Origin of the sequence: Rhizobium sp. Root1203, assembly GCF_001424945.1 — a bacterium.
Classification (GTDB): domain Bacteria; phylum Pseudomonadota; class Alphaproteobacteria; order Rhizobiales; family Rhizobiaceae; genus Rhizobium.
The window spans coordinates 166,369-186,081 of record NZ_LMCW01000008.1 but is presented as its reverse complement, the minus strand read 5'-3'; the positions used below and the strand labels follow the sequence as shown (position 1 = coordinate 186,081).

At 58.6% G+C, this 19,713-nt stretch carries 16 protein-coding genes; 6 read left to right on the top strand and 10 right to left on the bottom strand.

Annotation, left to right across the window (positions count from 1 at the left end; all coding sequences use genetic code 11):
• Position 1: 1 nt before the first annotated feature.
• The 4 genes from ASC97_RS08835 to ASC97_RS08820 all read left to right on the top strand — a co-directional run bounded on the left by ASC97_RS08835 (position 2) and on the right by ASC97_RS08820 (position 4,042).
• The gene (locus tag ASC97_RS08835) at positions 2–1,282 is read left to right on the top strand and encodes an ABC transporter substrate-binding protein (protein ID WP_057467976.1); all 1,281 of its coding nucleotides are present in this window, start codon (positions 2–4) and stop codon (positions 1,280–1,282) included.
• A gap of 69 nt (positions 1,283–1,351) precedes the next feature.
• Positions 1,352–2,230: a carbohydrate ABC transporter permease gene (locus tag ASC97_RS08830; protein ID WP_057467975.1), complete on the top strand. Its 879-nt coding sequence runs from the start codon at positions 1,352–1,354 to the stop codon at positions 2,228–2,230.
• Positions 2,227–3,054: a carbohydrate ABC transporter permease gene (locus ASC97_RS08825; RefSeq protein WP_057467974.1), complete on the top strand. Its 828-nt coding sequence runs from the start codon at positions 2,227–2,229 to the stop codon at positions 3,052–3,054. The genes ASC97_RS08830 and ASC97_RS08825 overlap by 4 nt, the downstream gene beginning before the upstream one ends.
• Positions 3,055–3,058: 4 nt before the next feature.
• Positions 3,059–4,042 (top strand): ABC transporter ATP-binding protein, encoded by a 984-nt coding sequence (locus ASC97_RS08820; protein ID WP_057467973.1) that lies wholly within the window; start codon positions 3,059–3,061, stop codon positions 4,040–4,042.
• 105 nt (positions 4,043–4,147) lie between these two features.
• Here ASC97_RS08820 and ASC97_RS08815 read toward each other — a convergent pair whose 3' ends face one another.
• Positions 4,148–7,258, bottom strand: a complete 3,111-nt coding sequence (locus ASC97_RS08815) for a hybrid sensor histidine kinase/response regulator (protein ID WP_057468004.1) — start codon at positions 7,256–7,258, stop codon at positions 4,148–4,150.
• Between the two features lie 413 nt (positions 7,259–7,671).
• On the opposite strand from ASC97_RS08815, the gene ASC97_RS08810 reads away from it, so the two are divergent.
• Together ASC97_RS08810 and ASC97_RS08805 are read left to right on the top strand one after the other, a co-directional pair.
• Positions 7,672–7,863, top strand: a complete 192-nt coding sequence (locus ASC97_RS08810) for a CsbD family protein (RefSeq protein ID WP_057467972.1) — start codon at positions 7,672–7,674, stop codon at positions 7,861–7,863.
• Positions 7,864–7,923: 60 nt separating this feature from the next.
• Positions 7,924–8,259: a hypothetical protein gene (locus ASC97_RS08805; RefSeq protein WP_057467971.1), complete on the top strand. Its 336-nt coding sequence runs from the start codon at positions 7,924–7,926 to the stop codon at positions 8,257–8,259.
• 740 nt (positions 8,260–8,999) lie between these two features.
• Here the strand turns inward: ASC97_RS08805 and ASC97_RS08800 are convergent.
• From ASC97_RS08800 to ASC97_RS08760, 9 genes are all read right to left on the bottom strand, one after another.
• Entirely contained in the window at positions 9,000–9,797 is a 798-nt protein-coding gene (locus tag ASC97_RS08800) for a sugar phosphate isomerase/epimerase family protein (RefSeq protein WP_057467970.1), read from the bottom strand.
• Positions 9,794–10,822, bottom strand: a complete 1,029-nt coding sequence (locus ASC97_RS08795) for a hydroxyacid dehydrogenase (RefSeq protein WP_244481416.1) — start codon at positions 10,820–10,822, stop codon at positions 9,794–9,796. Before ASC97_RS08795 ends, ASC97_RS08800 begins: the two co-directional genes overlap by 4 nt.
• Complete coding sequence (locus ASC97_RS08790) at positions 10,819–11,988, bottom strand: SGNH/GDSL hydrolase family protein (RefSeq protein WP_057467969.1); 1,170 nt, start codon at positions 11,986–11,988, stop codon at positions 10,819–10,821. Before ASC97_RS08790 ends, ASC97_RS08795 begins: the two co-directional genes overlap by 4 nt.
• 15 nt (positions 11,989–12,003) lie before the next feature.
• Complete coding sequence (locus tag ASC97_RS08785; RefSeq protein ID WP_057467968.1) at positions 12,004–12,753, bottom strand: SDR family NAD(P)-dependent oxidoreductase; 750 nt, start codon at positions 12,751–12,753, stop codon at positions 12,004–12,006.
• An 18-nt stretch (positions 12,754–12,771) separates the two neighbouring features.
• A complete protein-coding gene (locus ASC97_RS08780) occupies positions 12,772–15,102 on the bottom strand; it encodes an alginate lyase (RefSeq protein ID WP_057467967.1) in 2,331 nt (776 codons plus the stop codon).
• Between the two features lie 73 nt (positions 15,103–15,175).
• On the bottom strand, positions 15,176–16,705 hold the full coding sequence (locus ASC97_RS08775; protein ID WP_057468002.1) for an extracellular solute-binding protein: 1,530 nt from the start codon (positions 16,703–16,705) through the stop codon (positions 15,176–15,178).
• Positions 16,706–16,765: 60 nt separating this feature from the next.
• Positions 16,766–17,647, bottom strand: coding sequence for a carbohydrate ABC transporter permease (locus tag ASC97_RS08770; protein ID WP_057467966.1), 882 nt, complete (start codon positions 17,645–17,647; stop codon positions 16,766–16,768).
• 10 nt (positions 17,648–17,657) lie between these two features.
• Positions 17,658–18,587 (bottom strand): ABC transporter permease, encoded by a 930-nt coding sequence (locus ASC97_RS08765; RefSeq protein ID WP_057467965.1) that lies wholly within the window; start codon positions 18,585–18,587, stop codon positions 17,658–17,660.
• A complete protein-coding gene (locus ASC97_RS08760) occupies positions 18,584–19,699 on the bottom strand; it encodes an ABC transporter ATP-binding protein (RefSeq protein WP_057467964.1) in 1,116 nt (371 codons plus the stop codon). Before ASC97_RS08760 ends, ASC97_RS08765 begins: the two co-directional genes overlap by 4 nt.
• Positions 19,700–19,713 lie beyond the last annotated feature (14 nt).

Below are 19,713 nucleotides of genomic sequence, written 5' to 3'. Positions count from 1 at the left end.
CATGACACTGCGTATGAAGGCAAGACTGACGGTTGCGACCGCTTTGACGGTGCTTCTAATATCGGGAACGGCATTTGCTGAGACCAGCCTCAGCTTTCTGGTAGACAACAACGCCGACTCGGTTGCGGCCGCTGAAGCACTCGCTGCCGCCTATTCGAAGAAGAACCCAGAGGTGACCGTCGAGGTCGAGCAGCGCCCGGGCGGCGGCGAAGGCGACAACATCGTCAAGACCCGGCTTGCGACCGGCGAGATGACCGACGTCTTCCTCTATAATTCCGGTTCGCTGCTGCAGGCGCTGAAGCCTGAGACGTCGCTCTTGGATCTCAGCAACCTGCCGTCACAGGCAAAGGTCGCCGATGGCTTCAAGTCGGTCGTTTCTGCCGACGGCAAGGTCTACGGAGTGCCCTACGGCACGACCATGGCCGGCGGGATCTTTTACAACAAGAAGATCTACTCCGAGCTGGGCCTGACGCCGCCCAAGACCTGGGCCGAGTTCATGGCCAACAACGAAAAGGTCAAGGCGGCCGGCAAGGTTGCCGTCGCCCAGACCTACCGCGACACCTGGACGTCGCAGCTCTTCGTGCTGGCGGACTACTACAATCTGCAGGCGCAGGTCCCGAATTTCGGCGCCGACTACACGGCCAACAAGGCGAAATACGCGACGACGCCCGCGGCCGTCAAAGGCTTCGAGCGTCTACAGGACGTGCACGACAAGGGCCTGCTTAACGAGGATTTTGGCGCCGGCACCTATGACGACGGTCTGCGCATGGTAGCAACCGGCGAAGCCGCCCATTACCCGATGCTGTCTTTTGCCATCGGTGCGTTGAAACAGAATTATCCGGATGAAATGGCCGATGTCGGTTTCTTTGCCCAGCCCGGCGACGACGCGGCCAACAATGGCTTGACCGTCTGGATGCCGCCGGCCGTCTACATTCCCAAGACAACGGCGAATGTCGAGGAAGCGAAGAAGTTTGCCGATTTCGTCGGCAGCGTCGATGGCTGCAAGGCGATCATGGCTGTCAACACCGTACAGGGTCCGCCGCTGATCGACGGCTGCGAGCTGCCGGCGGACGTTCCCGCCGCCATCGCCGACATGTTGCCCTATTTCAAGGAGGGCAAGACTGCGCCGGCGCTGGAATTCCTGTCGCCGATCAAGGGGCCGGCGCTGGAGCAGATCACCGTCGAAGTGGGGTCGGGCATGCGTTCGGCAGCGGATGCCGCCGCGCTCTACGACGAAGATGTACGCAAGCAGGCCAAGCAGCTCGGCATTCCAAACTGGTAAGCTAATCTGCGTTAAGAACAAGCCGCCCGCGATAGCGGGCGGTTCCCCCATGCCGTGGAAGGAGGCCCCATGGTCGAGGCCCTAAGACCCAAACGCTCATCGCCCTATCCGTTCTGGTTTTTCCTGCCGGCGGCCGTGATCTATGGCGTTCTCTTCATCGTGCCGACGGCGACGTCCTTCTGGTACAGCCTGACCCGCTGGGACCTGACGACGGCCGAATTCATCGGCCTTGAGAATTTCCGCCAGTTCTTTTCCGAGCCCTTCCTGGTTCAGGGCCTGATCAACACGCTCATCTATGCCGTCATGACCTCGGGCCTGAAAACGATCTTCGGATTGCTACTGGCCGTGCTGCTGACCAGCAACATCATTGCCCGCGGTTTCCTGCGCACGGTCGTATTCTTCCCGGTTCTCGTCTCCACGATCGGCATCGGCATCGCCTTCACTGTCATGATGCATCCGACCCGCGGCATCATCAATGTCGCACTGGAGGGGATCGGAGTTGACGGGCCGGGCTGGCTGACGGATCCGCGCCTCGCGCTGTTCTCTGTCGCGCTCGTCGATCTCTGGAAGGGTGTTGGCCTTGCGACGCTGATCTTCATCGCCGGGCTGGCGGCCATCAGCCCGGATTATTACGAGGCCTCGCGCATCGACGGCGCGACCCGCATGCAGCAGTTCCGCCGCATCACCCTGCCGCTGGTGCGGCCGGCAACGGTGACGGTCATCACGCTGTCGCTAATCGGTGGTTTGCGGTCATTCGATCTGATCTGGGCGATGACGCGCGGCGGGCCGGGCTTCTCTTCCGATGTCGTCGCCTCGGTTATCTACAAGCAATATCAGGCCGGATTCTATGGTCTCTCGACGGCGGGCAATGTCATCCTGTTTGGCCTCATTGCGGTGATCATCCTGCCGTTGACCGTCTGGTTCAATCACCGGGAGATCGAGCAATGAGACGGATCCGTCCAATCGTCGTCGGCTGCATTTCGCTAGCCATTGCAGCCGTCATCTTCATCGTGCCGTTCCTGTTCATTGCGCTGCAGGCGGTCAAATCCCGATCGGAGGCCTCGAGGCTGAACTTCGCTTTGCCGAAAGAATGGCTGCTCTGGGACAATCTGGTCGCCGTCGTTGAGGCGCGCAACTATCAGCTTCTGCTCGCCTATTTCAATTCCACCGTCATCACCGTGTTTTCCGTGACGATCCTCGTCGTGCTCTCTGCAATGGTGGGTTATGTCATGCAGCGGCGCCAATCGCGCTGGAACGGCGTTGCGCAGGTGGCGTTGCTGGTTGGGCTGATGATGCCGCCGGCCGTGGTGCCGACCATCGGGCTCCTGCAGTCGATCGGCCTTTTCAAGACCATGACCGGCATGGTGCTCATCCAGGTTGCCTACAATCTCTCGTTCTCGACGCTGCTCTATCGCTCGTTCATCGCCACCATCCCGCGCGATCTCGACGAGGCCGCGCTGATCGATGGCGCCAAGCCGTGGCAGATCTTCTTCCGGGTGGTGATGCCGCTCCTGAAGCCGGTGACGGTGACCAATATCGTCGTGCAGTCGATTGCCATCTTCAACGATTTTACCAATCCGCTCTATTACTTGCCGGGGCGGGAGAACGTGACGGTGCAGCTGACGCTCTATAATTTCCAGAGCATGTATACGAGCCAGTACAATCTCTTGTTCATGAACATCCTCCTGGTGACGATCCCGCCCCTTATCGTCTTCATCTTCTTCAATCGACAGATCGTCGCCGGCATGACGGCCGGCGCAGTGAAAGGGTAGGCGCATGTCAGGCGTAGAACTCAAAGACATCCGCAAGAGTTTTGGTGCGCTCGAAATCATCAAGGGCATCGACCTGGACATCAAGGCGGGCGAATTTGTCGTCTTCGTCGGCCCTTCGGGCTGCGGGAAGTCGACGCTTTTGCGCATGATCGCCGGGCTGGAGGATGTAAGCTCCGGCATGCTGACAATCGGCGGGCAGGATGTGACCTATGCCGAACCATCCAAGCGCGGCATTGCCATGGTATTCCAGTCCTATGCACTCTATCCGCACATGACTGTCGCCGAGAACATCGGCTTTGGCCTCTCGCTTGCCAGCCGTCCGAAGGCGGAGATCGAGGCCAAGGTGCGTGACGCTGCGGAATCGCTGCAGCTGACCCAGCTTCTCGACCGCAAGCCTAAAGCACTTTCGGGCGGTCAGCGCCAGCGCGTCGCAATCGGCCGCGCCATCGTGCGCAACCCGCAGGTTTTCCTGTTCGACGAGCCGCTGTCTAATCTCGATGCTTCCTTGCGTGCCCAAATGCGGCTGGAGATCACCGACCTGCACAAGCGGCTGGGCACGACGATGATCTACGTGACCCACGATCAGGTGGAGGCCATGACAATGGCTGACAAGATCGTCGTCCTCAACGGCGGCAGCATCGAGCAGGTCGGCACGCCCATGGACCTCTACAACAAACCGGCAACCCCGTTCGTTGCCGGTTTCATCGGCAGCCCGAAGATGAATCTTTATACCGGGACAGCCGCGAAGGGGCTGGGCTGCAAGACCTATGGCATCCGGCCGGAAGACCTGACGTTGTCCTCCGAAGGGGGACGCTGGAGCGGCAAGATCCGTCACGTCGAACGGCTTGGAGCCGATGCGCTTGTTTATTTCCGTGTCGAAGGGGTTGGCGACATGGTAGCCCGCACCTTCGGCAGCGCAAGCTTCCAGCCGGAGGAAGCCGTTTGGGCGACGCCGACACCCGGCGCTGAACACCGTTTTGACAGCTGACGCGCTACGCGCAGGCATGTCAATCCGTTTAACTTCATGTGCTCATTCAAGCCGTGCCGGTCGTGGTTTTGCGCAGCCAGACTTTGAGGGAGGAGAGATAATGCGTCATTTCGTAACTGACGCCTTAGCGATGATTGTGGCTACATCTTCAGCACTGAAGGGTTTGGATAGTTGCATGGCGTCAGACACGCCCGACGCGATCCGGCCGGTGTCTCCACCACTTGCAAAGACGATGCGAACGTCTGGCCATCGATCTCTGACCTGCGCGGCTAGATCAAAGCCCGACATACTGGGAAGGCCGACATCTGTGAGCAAGACGTCTACAGTTTCCTTTTCGAGGATAACGATTGCCTCCTCGGCGGACCCGGCCTCTTGGACGGAATGGCCAAGCTCTGTCAGCATGTCGACGGTTGACATGAGGATGAGCGGTTCGTCTTCGACGACAAGTATCCGAACCGGCAGAGAGGCTTGCTGTGGTTGGGCCTGGGCCCTCTTCTGGGTACCGAGCCTGTAGGCTGCAATCTTTTGTTGTGCGGCGTTACCCAGCACATGCCGAACCTTGCGGGCAAGCGCCTCGCGCGTATAGGGCTTGGAGAGCAATTCGACGCCCGGATCGAGGCGACCTCCATGGACGATCGAATTCTCCGTGTAGCCTGACGTAAATAGGATGGCCATGCTGGGAAACAGGGATTTGGCTTTTCGCGCGAGTTCGGTGCTACGCATTGGTCCAGGCATGACGACGTCGGTGAACAGCAGATCGACTTGGACGCCGCTGTCGAGGATCGTAAACGCCGATTGAGCATCCCGAGCTTTCAGCACTTGATATCCAAGATCGCTGAGCAACGCCACTGATGTCTCGCGCACAGCGTCATCGTCCTCGACGACCAAAACTGTTTCCGTACCGCCCTTTGCCGGTACCATAGTCATATCGACCAGACTGTCCTCGACCTGCATCGTCCGCGGCATGTAGATCTTCATCGTCGTGCCATGACCGACCTCGCTGTAGATCTTGAGATGGCCCCCGGACTGTTTGAGAAAACCGTAGACCATCGAGAGCCCGAGACCACTTCCCTTGCCTTCGCTCTTGGTGCTGAAAAACGGTTCGAGCACGTGGTCTAGAATTTCTGGCGGGATGCCGCAGCCCGTGTCCGTCACGGCCACCAGTACGTACTGCCCAGGCCGAACATCCTCGTGAGAGCGGGCATAGTCGTCGTCGAGCAGGGCATTTACAGTTTCGATCGTCAGCCGCCCGTGGCCGTCCATCGCATCCCTTGCGTTGATAGCAAGGTTCAGGATGGCATTCTCCAGTTGGCCCGGGTCGATCAAGGTGTTCCACAATCCCCCGGAAACGATTGTCTCGAGCTCGATCTCTTCTCCCAGCGCCCGGCGCAGCATGTCATCCATGTTTTGGATCAACTTACGAACGTTGACGACTTTTGGTTCGAGCGGTTGCCGTCGGCCAAATGCTAGAAGCTGGGACGCGAGTTTGGAACCCCGCGAGACGCCGGTGAGTGCATTTTGAACCTTGAGCTCTGCGCGCGCATTGCCGGCTACGTCCTTGGACAGCAGCTGCAGATTGCCGCTTATTACCTGAAGCAGGTTGTTAAAATCATGCGCGACGCCGCCCGTCAGATTGCCCAGCGCTTCCATTTTTTGAGCCTGCCGGAGGGCGATTTGCGCCGCCTCGCGCTCGGCCGACTCTTGTTCCAGCTGAAGCAGTGTCGCGCGCAACTCCTCTGTGCGCCGTTCCACCCGTTGCTCGAGCGTGTGGTTGAGACTTTGCAGCTCGTCTTCAGCACGCTTTTGATCGGTCACGTCGAAGCCATCGACGAAAATCCCGGCAACGTTATGAGTCTGATCGAAAATCGGTTGGTAGATCAGATTGATAAACCGCTCCTCCGGTTGGTTTCCCATCCGCTGCAGTAGGACCGGCATATTGCGACCGACATAGGCTTGCCCCGATTGAAACACATCATCCAGCAACTCGAAAAAACCCTGGCCGGCGACTTCCGGAAGTGCGTCCCGCACGCCCAAACCCACAAGCTGGCGATGCCCGACCAGCTGCAGATAGGCATCGTTGACCAGCTCAAAAATGTGATCCGGTCCACTGAGGATACACATGAAGCTTGGCGCCTGCTGAAACAGCTCTCTAAGGCGATCCCGCTCGGCGGTACGCAGCTCTACCTCGGACACCAGTTGACGGTTCAGCTGCTCAAGAGCAACGGCGGCCTCTCCACGCATCCGGGCGGCTTCTGCCAAGGCAGCAGCACGCTGTCGTTCCGTTTCGAATGCTTCAGCGCTTGCTAGGCGCGACGCGATCTGGCCTGCAACAAGCTTGAGGAAGTCCAGATAGTCGTCGTTTATGCGGCGGTGAGGGTTGAGGCCGCTGATGAGCACGCCTTTTGGCTTATCTCCCCCTTGCCCAATAAGCGGTACTATCGCTGCATGGATTGCCGGCCCGTGCCAGGCGCCGGTTGGCACATCGCTAGAGCCACCGATATCGACCAGCTCAGGAGCTTGATGTTTCCAAATACTCCGCAGATCCCAGACAGCGCCGTCGGTGGTCAATACAGCCGGCGCAAGAGAATGGTCCCCTGATATGCCGTTGGCCCAGACGCGTTTTGCGCTGCCGTCATCATTGAACACATAGAGTAAGCTGAACGGGAGATCCAAAGTGGCTTCAGCCAGGACCCTGGCGGACGCCAGGCAGACATCATCAGCGCTGTCAGCGATCGCAAGCGCTGACGCGAGCTGTCGCATTGTGCCCATACGGCGCTCGCTGATGACCCGTTCCGTCTCTTCGGTCACGGCACAAAAGACGCCCTCGACCGTCCCGCTGTCGCCGATCAGCGGGCTGTAGGAAAAGGTGTGGTAAGTTTCTTCTGGATAGCCGTCGCGTTCCAGCAGCAGGAGCAGGGCGCGGTCCCACGTTGCCTGACCGGTTTCGTAGACGCTGGCGAGACGATCCTTGACGTCGTCCCAGATCTCTGCCCAGAGCGCCTTGGTCGGTACTGCAAGGGCATTCGGGTGCTTATTGCCCAATGTCGGGCGGTACGCGTCATTGTAGAAAAAGTTAATGTCCGGACCCCATCCGAGCCACATCTCGAACCGTGACGTCAGCAGCAGCCGAAGCGCCACCCTTAACGCCTCAGGCCAGGTTTCCGGAGGACCAAGGCTCGTCTCCGACCAATCATGCTGGCGCATCATCTGCGCCATCTCGCTGTCGCCGACAAAGATCTCTCGATAACGCTCAGAAGGTTCTGCGGCCATTAGTTCCATCGCATTCCAAAAAGACGAGACGTAGGCGACCGGTAACGCTTGTCCAGTCCAACGTTTGCTATTTTAAACATTGTTTTTTGCACGGTTAATCTGTGTTTGTTTTTATTGAAGCGGGTTGGGCAGGCGGTGGCATCAACTAGATTGACAGCCCAATGTGACGGGGTTTTGAGAATGAGGAACTGGCCGCACCCGCGACCGGTGTTGACTATCGCGTCACGTCCCGTCGAGCCGCAGCGGAGCGCGCCCTTCGCGGTGGAATTCCCTATGCCGATATTTCTCGGGTGAAACTGTTCTGATGGAACGAATGTCCAAATGAGGACGTTTATGAGCGTCAAAGCGAGGAGATGACGATGGGAAGCACATCAGATAAGGTTAAGGGAACCGCGAACGAACTTGCCGGCAAAGCGCGCCAGGCGGCCGGAAAGGCCGTCGATAACCATGAAGAACAGGCCAAGGGCTCCGTTCAGGAAGCCAAGGGCAAGGCTCAGGTAGCCAAGGGCGACGCTAAGGACGCGGTTAAGAGGATCGTCGACAAGGCCTGAACAGCATCGTGAACTTGGCAAGTCCGCGCGAGCCGCGGCTTTTATTTTGGGAACGTTCGCATGAAACCTACTTCCCTCTACATCGCGGCGGCACTTTCTCTGCTCGCCAGTCACGCCTTCCCTCAAGCCGCCCGAGATCCCGCTGTAGACGCATGCAGGTCTACCGGGCTTATAGCGCTCCAGGAGCGCTCTCCGGAGATAACCGATCTTGTCGTCGACATGGAAAGCATAGCCGTTAGCAAGGCCGACACCAAGGTTGGAGACGTCGCCGTCAAGACCGTCATCCTTGGCGAGGCCTACATCGCCCGAAAGGCGAAGACGGGAAAGCCCGACCGTTTCGTATGCCTGCTAGGCGACAAGGGCAAAGTCTTGCTGACGTTTTTCACAGCACAGTAGACAATGTCGAACCTATAGTTTGACCCGGAAGGTACGAAGGCCGAGGCCCTAGGCCTGGAGGTGCTCCGCCGGATGCGGCTAGAATATCGAAGGATCGATCAATGCTCTGGCAGAGACCTTCGCAATTTGTCGCGCCTCACCGTTGAATATCCCTATGGGGATGTGTTGTCGCGCCCGTGGCTGGATCTCCCGCTAAGGCAACTCTGCACCGTCTCGATGCTGCCCACGGAAGTGCCTAGAAGCAATTGAGGTTTCGTATCGCAGGCTTTCTCAATAACGGCGGCACCCCCGATGGATCGTCGAACTGCTTTTCGTCTCGGTCGCGGTCCTGGGCTTCTCTGCAACCGTCAACGCCGTCTGCGCGGAGCGGCCGAATGCAGGATGCTGGAGCGGTTCGTCGCCGGCCGACGCCCAGGGCTATTTTGACGGCTTTGTGTCATCCCGCTCTTTCATCGCAGTCTTTTCATAGAGGCCGCGAGATCGGCGAGTTTTTGTCAGGCAAGTGATAGGCCAAGGCGAGGTTCCTTTAGCACGTCCAGTTTGCCGGCGCCGATTTCGCATTGATGCCGCCGCTACGGGGCAATGAGGCGCGACTTCAGCTCGTGGAGATGGAAAGGGCCAAGCCGATGAGCGCCGGAGCCGCGCGCAAGCCGGCCAGCGCCCTGATTCCATAACTCACACCCAGGCCATAGGTCCCAAGGGCTGATGGACGGGCGTGAGATGGATATCAGCGATACGCATCAAAAAACTCCTTGTCGCCACCAGCTGCGCGCGGCCCTCAACGCGTCTTTCAGAGGGGGCAGTTCGGGATGCCAATGGCGCTCCCATTCAAGGCTGAGGGGGATGTGCCGTTCATTCGGTCGAATAAGCGAGATCAGATCGGCCATGGGAAAATCGCCATTTCCCGGCAGGACGTAGTGTCGGCGTCCATCACTGTCGACCATGCTATCCTTGACGTGCAGATGGACGACGTTCTTGGCGATCCTATCCCAGACCGAAGCAAGATCGGCACCCCGGACCCATGTGTGATGAGTGTCCCACAATATGTGCGCCGTCGGCACACGCTCCACAAAGGCAACAAGCTGCTCGATATCGGCCAGCGCATCGTGGGTCTCGATCATCAGGTCGATATTCAGTCCGCGCGACTGTCGTCCGGCGTTCCAGTCACCCAGAAGATCGACTGCGCGTTTTATATCGTCGACACCCAAATGCTGGCCTCCGTCGAAAATCCGCAGACGAGCGATACCTGCCGCTTCCGCCCAGGGGATGAAAGGCTCGATGGCAGAAAGGTCAGTGCTTCCGAACAGCTTGGTGGATGTATTGAGGGCCGCAATTTTGAGACTGCGCCGTGCCATAAAAGCTGCAAGCCCGGCCGGATTTTCAAATTCGGCAGCCAGCGCCGAAATCAGGTCCACTGTGCCGCACAGCGTTCGCAGTTCAACCGCAGCAATATCATGTCGATCCGCAAGCTCGGCAACCTCATGCAGGTTCAGGTCCGCGCAGCCGAGTGTGGAGAAACAGTATTCAAACGCGCTCATGCTACACGCTCCAGATCCTGCTTCACGACAGGGTGAAGCGGAGCATGGCCGGCGACAAACCGTTCGATCTCGGTGATGGCGAGGTCGGAAAGCGCCCGCAATTCATTGCCCAGTGCACCGGCAATATGCGGGGTGAGCACGACATTCGGCAGATCGTAGAGCGGGCTATCCTTCGGCAAAGGTTCCGGTTCCGGCGTGTCAATGAGGATACGCAACCGGCCTGACTGCGCTTCGGCCAACAAGGCGTCGTGGTCGACAAGCCAGCCGCGCGCCGTGTTGATGAAGATTGCCTGATCCGCCATCAGCGCCAGTTCATGGGCCCCGATCATATGGCGGGTTTCAGGCAGGATCGGCGCGTGCAGCGAAACCACATCGGAGCACTTGAGGAGTGGGTGCAGCTCCATTTTTGTTGCGCCAAATGCCATGGCTTCCTCCGCAGAAAGGAAGGGATCGTAAACGGCGATCTCGAAATTGCCCCGCACCAGCATCTCGATAACCAGACGTCCGATGCGGGAGGCGCCGATGATGCCGACGCGGCGGGAATGATTGCCGAGATAGGGCAGGTTCATGCCCCGACGGCTGCCGAAGCCGCCGGTGCCACGTTCCGCCCTATGCTCGTCGCGTAGCCGAAACACATTCTTGCCGCACATGATGATTGCCGCATAGGTGAATTCGGCCACCGGTACGGCCATGGCAGGTGCCGCCGTGGTGACGAGGATATCGGACGCTTCCCAGAATTCCGTGGGCGTGACGGTTCGCACGGAGGATGCCGCATAGGCGACCATCTTGAGTTTTCCCGCGCGCGAAAGGCGCTCTTTCGTCAGGGATGGCGTGCCCCAGGCCGCCAGCAGGATATCTGCCCCGGCCAAGGCTTCTGCACCCTCAGCCGTGTCGAAATCCGAAAAAGGAAAGCCCGGGATGATATCCGTTACCGCGTTCAGTCGTGCCCATTCGCGCGGGCCGAAGAATCCTCCGGGAAGTTCGCTGCGCATGGCGATCAGCAATTTTGGCTTGCTCCAGCTCATGCGCGCACTGGACTTGAAACGGGGCGGATGTCGATGCGAGAGATGTCGATTCCGAGCGGCTTCGACCCGGGTCGAAGAAGGACGTCGAGATAAAGTTCAGGGGCCGTGTCACCCGGCCGGAGTTTCAGAGGAGGGGTTCGCAATGCGCCCTGCCACTTTTCGTCAGGGAAAGGGAAAGGTGTGCCGTCGTCCGCGCGGAACGGCGCGAGTGAAATCGCTTCCTGCCCCTCGGCAGCAACATCTTTCAATCGTAGCGATATGCCGAGAACATCTTCGTGGGCGGGTACGTCGATATCGCAGATTGCCTCCACCCAAGCGCCTGTCCCAGGATGAACGAGCTGTCTCCCGAGACGATGGCTCTGCTCTTCCTTTTCGCTGAACGCCCGGGCCGTCAGATCCGATGCCAGATTGCCCAGTGGGTTGTTCATGGGATCAAACCTATCATCTCTTGAAAGCAGGCGGTCCGGCGCGCGCGGGACAATCGTTTCGAGATAGCCAGCCAGCTGCTTTCCGACGGCAAAACCGCCCAGCACGGAAAAATGGGTTCCGTCGTTGGAATAACCGGCATATGGCTCACCGAATTCGCTCTCCGGATCCACCCAGGCGGAATTCCAGTCGAAGACATGGCAATTGGCGTGGCTGGCAGCGAATTCGATGCTGCGGCGATTGATCCAATGCGCCTTTGCCCGCGCCGCGCCACCGGCCGGCCATTTTTCGATACCGCGGGCGAGGATAGGCAGCAGGATGACGGTCTTGCCGGCGTCAAGCAAAGCTGCGGCGATCCGCGCTCGGGTATCGGCAATCGTCTGTCGGGTCTCCACCATCATGTCGTTTGTGCCCGCGTCAACGACGATCAAGTCGAAATCCGATTGCAGCAAGCGCGGCAGCCGCCGTTCTATTTCGATCGCCTTCTGCCCGGACACTCCGAAATTGAGACCGGAGAAGAATCGGCTGCAACCAGGCCTGTTGCTGGGCTCCCAGCCGGGCGGGACGCACGGATCGTGGTGCACAGGGCACGAAAGCCTGCCATGCGACAAGACTTCGGCCCAACCCATCCAGCCACGGGCCGAAGTCGCCAGTGAAGTCTCGGTACCGATGTGGTTCTGCTGAACGAGCGAAGTGCCGAGAACGGCAATCCGGCTCGCCCTTGGGTGCGATACGAACATAATCCTACCAGGATATCAGGAGTACAGGACGCCGCCGTTGATGTCGTAGCAGGCTCCGGTGATATAGGCGGCGTCTTCCGATGCCAGGAAAGCCACCAGGCCGGCGACATCCTCGCTCACGCCTTCTCGCTTGAGCGATGTGGCTCCGGCCACGCGCTCACGCACTTCTGGTTTGGTGAAGGTGTCATGGAAGGTGGTCGAGATCATGCCGGGGCAAACGGCATTGACACGGATATCGGGCCCCACCTCTTTGCTTAGCCCGCGGGTGAAGGTCATCACCGCCCCCTTGGACGTCGCATAGGCTATGGCACCCGGACCTCCGCCATCACGACCAGCCTGCGACGAGAAGGTGACGATTGCCCCGCCCTTCGCCATCTTCGGTAGCGCAGCCTTGGTTGTCAGGAAGAGCGAGGTCAGATTGACGTTGAGGACCTGATGCCAGAAGGCTTCATCCATGTCCGCCATCGTTTTACGCGCTACCATGCCGCCGGCCACGTGGACGAGGCCATGGATGGCGCCGAACGTGTTGGTTGCGGCGGAAATCGCGGCCTCGACTTCGGCTGCATTCGTCAGGTCCGCCTTGACCGCCAAAGCGGAGCGGCCGAGTTTTTCGATTTCCGCCACCGCGGAGGAGGCACCTTCAGCCGCACCGTTGTAGGTGAGCACGACGTTGGCGCCTTCGCGCGCAAAACGAACTGCGCATGCCCGGCCGATGTCCCGGCCTGCACCGGCGACGACAACAGTCTTGTTGGTAAAACGTTGCATTTGAAAACCTCGCATTGGTTAGAATTGTTTCGGGAGAGAAAGCTTGAAACGCTCGTCGTCGACATCGCTGAAATAGATGTCCGTGGAAAAACCCTGGTCATCGATGAAGCTGAAGATCCGCTTCGGTTCGGTCAGGCTGTAGGGCACGAGAAGGGTCACCAGGCGATGTCTGCTGGCGGCCGGAACCGTGGCGCAGACATGGTGGTGAATTTCGAGATCTTCGTATTCCTTGGGGTCGATCTCCGGAAATCCTTCAACGGCCGTGATCTGCGGGTTACCGGCAGAGGAGAAGACAAACTGGCCATAGAAACCCGCCTTCTTACCGTTATAGCGAAAGCTTGACCGGCCGGTCTGCGGTGCGCCTGTCGTGTGGCAGAGCCATTGCAATTCCTGCGGCTCCGTGCACTCCACGTCGTCGACAATCACGAAATAGCTGTCGTTGACGAAATGGATTTCGCGCTGAACCTTGCGCACCAGCGGGTTTGCCACCTGATAGGCGGCCGTCGCATCGCCGATAATGCGGGTATGGCCGGGCTTTTCCTCGACGGAAACGATGCGGCCGGCAGCGCGCCGCGCCAGCGCCTTGTCCTTTTCCGCATATTGTCCTTTCCCGCCGATCAGGACTGCGTTCTTCGATCGGGTCTGCCGGCGCCACTTGAGATGCATCTGGGAATTGAATGCGACGTAATAGCCGGACTGGATCGCCAGATCCTCGCCATAGGCATACAGAACGAAGGCGTTCTGGTCGCCGTGGCTGTGGCTTAAAGAGCCGTATGGACTTGATTTGAAGACGAATTGCAGGTGTCGGTCGGGATCGTCCATATGCTTCTGGATGGTGACCCAGCCGATGTCGCCGAAGACGGCGAGCGAAGGCAGGTCGGCGGGTGAGGTGGCTTCCACTTGTTGGTAGTCGTGACGGTAGACGAGATCGTCGAAATTCAGGTCCCACCAACCATAATTGTAGAAGGCCATCTCCGTGCCCGCCGCATCCTTTCTGATACGATCGAAATACCATTGATAGTGGCCGTTTCCGGTGACGCCAGCGAACTGTCTGACATTATAGCCCACTTTCAGGCCAGGCAGATCGCCCATGGTGGAATCGTCGCCGAAGTTGGCGCGGCGCGTGCCCGGTGCCTTGGTGTAAAGGGGGAACCGGCCAGTGTTTTGGAAGAACGGCCGCTGGTAAAGGTCGTAGCCGATATACGAACGGATCAGATTGGCAGCCTCGATGAGGTAGGCCATGCCGGTCATCCAGTAATGCGGACCTTCCGCCCAGCCGCCATCCGTTCCAGCCCAAGGGGAATAGAGAGTGGCGAGGAATTCGACCGTATAGTCGAGCCATTCGCCAGCATCGTCGCTTTCACCCAGTAGGGAGATGCAGGCCGGCGTGAGCACTGCCGACAGTGAGCGCACTGCGTGGCTGTCATAGGGGAATACCTGGATGCGTGCATGGGCAATCACATGGTCTGCGACTTCACGCGTACGGCGCAGGAGAACCGTTCGAACGGTGTCTCGTTCTTCCGCGCTCAAATGGTCGTAGAGCCAGTCGTATCCCCATGCCAAAGCGACGACGACGCGGAAACCAGCCTCGTCATTGTAGGCGCGGGACGTGGCCCCATTCGGGTCCCATGTGGCGACGGAGAGCAACCAATCGCGCGAGGCATCAAGGAGATCTTCCCGTCCCAGAACGCGGCCTGCAATTGCCAGATGGCGGATGGCATAGATGACCTCCTGACAATCGATATACATCTGCCGCCAGAGCGTCGCGACGCGGACATTGTTGGGGTAAGGCTGAGGTTCCGGCATGATCGGGCGGTCAAGCCATGGTTTTACCGACTTCTCAAAGAAGTCGGACCATCCGCAGTGGTTCGGATCCTTGGCCACGGCACCGGAAAACGATTTCAGTTGTTCGGGGTTGAGCCAGAGCCTCGGATGGCTCGTATGGGCCGCAGCATGGCGGGCCGTTCTGCCCGGCAGGGGCGTTTCCGGCAGCGCTGTGGTGATCTCGAAACCACGCACCGCACTCCAGTTCGACAGGGGCTTTCCGCCGTACTGGTCCCACAGCGCATAACACCAATGATAACTGCCTTCCGGCAGGGCTTCGTCAGGGGTGAAGAAATTCCACGCGAGGTCTTCGAACGTGCGCGTCTTTTCATCGGCAAATTCGGGATCGGTCGAGATGCGCAGCGCGTAGCGCGCACCGTCGTCGATATCGGGAAGCCAGGAAAACCGCGGCGGGTTTTCGGTTGGAGGGGCTTGCTCGCTCGGCACGTAGCCAATGGTCAAGAAACCCGCTCGGGGTTCATCGAGATGAGCCTGTATGGCGATGGCCGAGGCAGAGGGACGCATTGCGCTCTAACTCCTGTTGAAAAGCAAAGGGGAAAAGGATGGCGGCGCCAGGGCCGCCATCATGGTCGAAGGATTATTGGGCCGCCTTGTACTGACGGTCGTAGGCCGATTGCATGATCTTGAGGACCTCGTCATAGCCGAGAGCCGTCAGTCGCTTCTTGTAGGCATCCCAGCCTGTGTTGACGTCCTGGGCGCCGAGTACCCATGTCTGCTGCATCTCGGTCATGTAGGTGAGAATGCTCGGCCAGTAGCGGTCGAAGGTCGCCTTTTCCTCCGCGTTCAAGGAGACGCCCATGAACTCGTCCTTGAGGCAGTTGCACTTGTCGTAGAGGTCGAGGCCTTCAAGTGCGATCTTGTTGGTCCATTGGCGCTCGTACTCATAGTCCATCCAGTAGCCGCGCGGGATCTGTGCGCCTACCGCCCATAGCTGCGCGTTTACCGGGTCCTTGTTTTCGAGGACTTCCTTTTTGAACTGCGGCTTGCCATCGACCATCTCATAGGTCTTTCCCTCGACGCCGAAATTGGACAGCAGACGTCCCTGCTGGGAGAACCAGAAATCGAAATACTTGATCGTTTCGACGGGATGTTCGTTGGTGGCCGAAATCGCCCATCCGACGGGCTGGACGCGCAACCGGCGCGAATCCTCGAAGCGTTGGCCTGATGCCGTCTTGGGCGGCAGCATCGGCTTCAGCGCGAAACCTTCAATCTTTGGCGACAGCGCGTCGTTGTAGGTCGAGGTACTGGCAAACCAGTCATGGGTCATGCCGCCCAGATTGTTGCCCAGAAGATATTCGCGCGAACGGGCGCCACGGGTGAAAATCTCCTTGTCGATCAGACCTTCCTTGTACCACTTGGCGACATTTGAAATGCCGATCTTGTAGTTCTCCTCGGCCCAGGGATGGCGGAGCTGTCCGTCGTAGACGGCGAAGTCACCATATCGTTCGGATCCCGAAACGCGTGCATCCCACAGATTGATGAGGCGGACGGCATCGATTTCCTCGCGAGCAAAATACGGAACTTCATCCTTTTTGCCGTTGCCGTTGGGATCCCTGTCGCGGAAGGCCTTGAGAACTTCATAGACCTCTTCAGGCGTTTCCGGCTGTTTCAGGTCGAGCTTGTCGAGCCAATCCTGGCGGATGAACCATCCGCGAGAGTATTTGCCGTCAGGGACATAAGGGATGAAATAGAGCTTGCCGTCGGGTCCGGAAATCGCGTTGCGGATGTCCTTGTGAGTGTCGAAGAACGCCTTGAGGTTCGGGGCGTTTTCCTCGATCAACTCGTCGAGCGGAATGAACGCACCTTCCAACCCATAGCGGATGAAGTCCTCCTTCAATCCGCCACTCGCATCGCCGCCGACGATGTCCGGGAGATCACCCGATGCGATCAACAGGTTGAAAGCATCTCGGCTGCTGGTGGTCGCAAGTGACGCGACGTTGCGGACGTGGATATTGGTAATCTCTGCGGCTTTCTGCTCCACGGGCCACTTTTCCGAATATACGTATTTGTCGCGGAAGTGGAAGTGGATCGTCAGTTCCAGAGGGTCTTCGGATATCTTGCCGGCATCCTGTGCGGAGGCGGGCAAGGCCATCGTCATGGCTGTCATCAACGCCAGAAGGGGCGCGCCTTTTCGCAGTGTTGTCACAGGTTCTCCTCCCTTGTGCAGCTACTCTTTGACTCCGCCCAGCAGAATTCCCTTGGTGAAATACTTCTGTGCGTAGGGGTAAATGATGAGGACGGGGATGATCGACGCGATCATGATCGCGGAGGTGACCGTCTCGAACGAATACCTGGCCGTCAGCAGGCTCGAGGCAAATTCGTCGTTTGAATTGAGATCGACGATGACGCGCTTCAGATAGACCTGCAACGGGATCTTCTCCTCGCCGCGAAGCAGCACCATGGCCCAGAAATATCCGTTCCAGCGCGAGACGATGCAGAACAGGGCAACGGTGACGATGGCCGGTTTGGAAAGCGGGATGAAGACCTTCCAAAGCAACTGCAATTCGCTGGCACCGTCCATCTTGGCGGCTTCCTCGAAGGACTTTGGCACCGCCTCGAAGAAGTTGCGCAAAAGGATGACATTGAAGGCGCTTGCTGCGAAACCGATGATGATACCCAAACGGCTGTCGAGCAGGCCGAGATCGCGCATGTTCAGGAAGAACGGGATCATGCCGGCATGGAACCAGAGAGTGAACGCGATCGCGATATTGAAGAACGTGCGGCCGCGCAGTCGTTTGCGCGACAGCGCATAAGCTCCCGGGACCATGATCAGCAGGCTCATGAGCGTGCCGCCGAACGTGTAGATGAAGGTATTGCCGTAGGCGATCCAGAACATCCTGTCGGACAGCACGTGCTCGTAGGCTGCAAGCGTGACATCGACCGGCCAGAACGTGACGCGGCCGGCAGTGACAGCCGCGCCGGACGACAGCGAGACCGCGGCAACATAAATGAATGGATAAAGCGTCGAGAGCACAAACAGGCCCAGAAGAATGGCGTTGGCCCAGCCAAAGATCTTGTCGCCGCGGGAATAGAGATTGAAATTTGCCATCTTCAGTTCCTCACCAAAGCGATGTCGAAGAGACTCTTCGGCTGATACGGTTTGCCGAATAGACAAGGACGAAAGCGATGACCGCATTGAACAGCCCGGCAGCCGTTGCCAGGTCGTACTGCGTACCCTGCAGGCCGGTGCGGTAGATGAATGTCGAGACGACGTCGGCCGACTCAAAGGTGGATGGGCGGTAGAGCAGGATGATGTATTCGAAACCGACCTCGACCAGATTACCGATGCGGATGATCAGCATGATCACGATCGTGGGCAGGATGCAGGGTAGCGTTATCCGCCACATCATCTGCCAGCGCGAGGCACCGTCGACCCGGGCGGATTCGTAGAGCGTCGGGCTGACGCCGGCGATGGCTGCAAGATAAACAATCGACTCGAAGCCCGATTCTTTCCAGACCGACGAACCGATGAAGATCGGTCGGAACCATTCGGGTTGGGTCAGGAAGTAGATCGACTCCAGTCCTATCCCCTTCAAGAACAGATTGACGATGCCGATTGAGGGAGAAAGGAAGTTGATGACGATGCCAGCGACGATAACCACCGAGATGAAATGCGGCAGATAGACGATCGTCTGCGCCCATCGGCGCGCGATTTCATTCTGAACTTCGTTGAACATCAGAGCGAGAATGATCGGCACGGGAAATGCAAAGATCAGTCCGAGGCCGCTGATGCTGATCGTATTCCAGAATGCGCGGATGAACATGTCATTCTGGAAAAGCTCGACGAAGTTCGCAAAGCCGACCCATGGGCTTTTCTCGATACCGCGGAAAATAGAAAAGTCCTGGAAAGCAATGACCAGACCGTACATCGGCCTGTAGAGAAAGAGCGCGAACCAGACGGCCATCGGCGCAAGCAACAGATAGAGCTGCCAGTCCCGGCGCACATCTGTCCACAGATCATGCAGGCGTTGCTGATAATTCTGTTTCATGACCACGCCCCGCCCGCGGCCTTGAGAGACCGACCGGTTGTCGCGTCGAAGATTTGGATACGCGTCGTGTCAATGCCGAGCTGAGTGACGCCGTTAAGGGCATGATCGGCATAGAGTGTTTCTGCCTTGGCTATGAAAGATTGGCCATCGGCCTTGCCATGAAGCAGAGCTTCGGCCCCGAGGGGTTCCACGAGATCGATGCTGCAATTCAGCAATTCACGGCCATCGCCTGTTTTAACCGACATGATTTCGGGTCGCAGACCCAACTTGACCGTCTGCCCCTCCGTGGCACCCTTCGCAAAGGCGTCGGGAATGGTGAGACGCTGTCCGGAATTGCCTGCAAGCACTGCGCTGACATTGCCATCCCGCTTTTCGATTGCCGCATCGAGAAGGTTCATCGGTGGTGAGCCTATGAAGCTGGCGACAAATGTGTTCGCCGGTTCGAGAAATACTTCCATCGGCGAGCCAACCTGCTCGATATTGCCGCCGTTCATGATCACGATACGGTCGGCAAGTGTCATCGCCTCGACCTGATCGTGTGTGACGTAAACGCTGGTGGCCTGCATACGCTTGTGAAGCAGCTTGATCTCGGCGCGCATATGGGTGCGCAGCTTGGCATCGAGATTGGAGAGGGGCTCATCGAAGAGGAAAATCTTGGGGCGGCGGACGATGGCGCGGCCCATTGCCACGCGCTGGCGCTGGCCGCCGGAAAGGTCTGCAGGCTTGCGGGCCAGATAGTCCGTAAGGCTCAGGATTTGGGCGGCTTCCGCGACTGCCTTGTCGATTACGTCTCTTTTTTCGCCTCTCACCCGAAGGCCGAAGGCAATGTTCTCGGCCACGTTGAGGTGTGGGTAGAGGGCATAATTCTGGAAGACCATTGCGACGTCACGGTCTTTCGGGGCAATCTTGTTGACCACGCGGCCATCAATGGAGACGGTGCCTCCGGAGATATCTTCCAGCCCGGCAAGCATGCGCAGCGTAGTGGATTTGCCGCATCCCGAAGGTCCGACAAGCACCACGAATTCCTGTGGCTGAATGGAAAGATTGATGCCGTGGACAACTTCGAGCGCGCCGTAACGCTTGACGACATCATGAATTTGAACTGCAGACATGAAAGGCCCCTCCT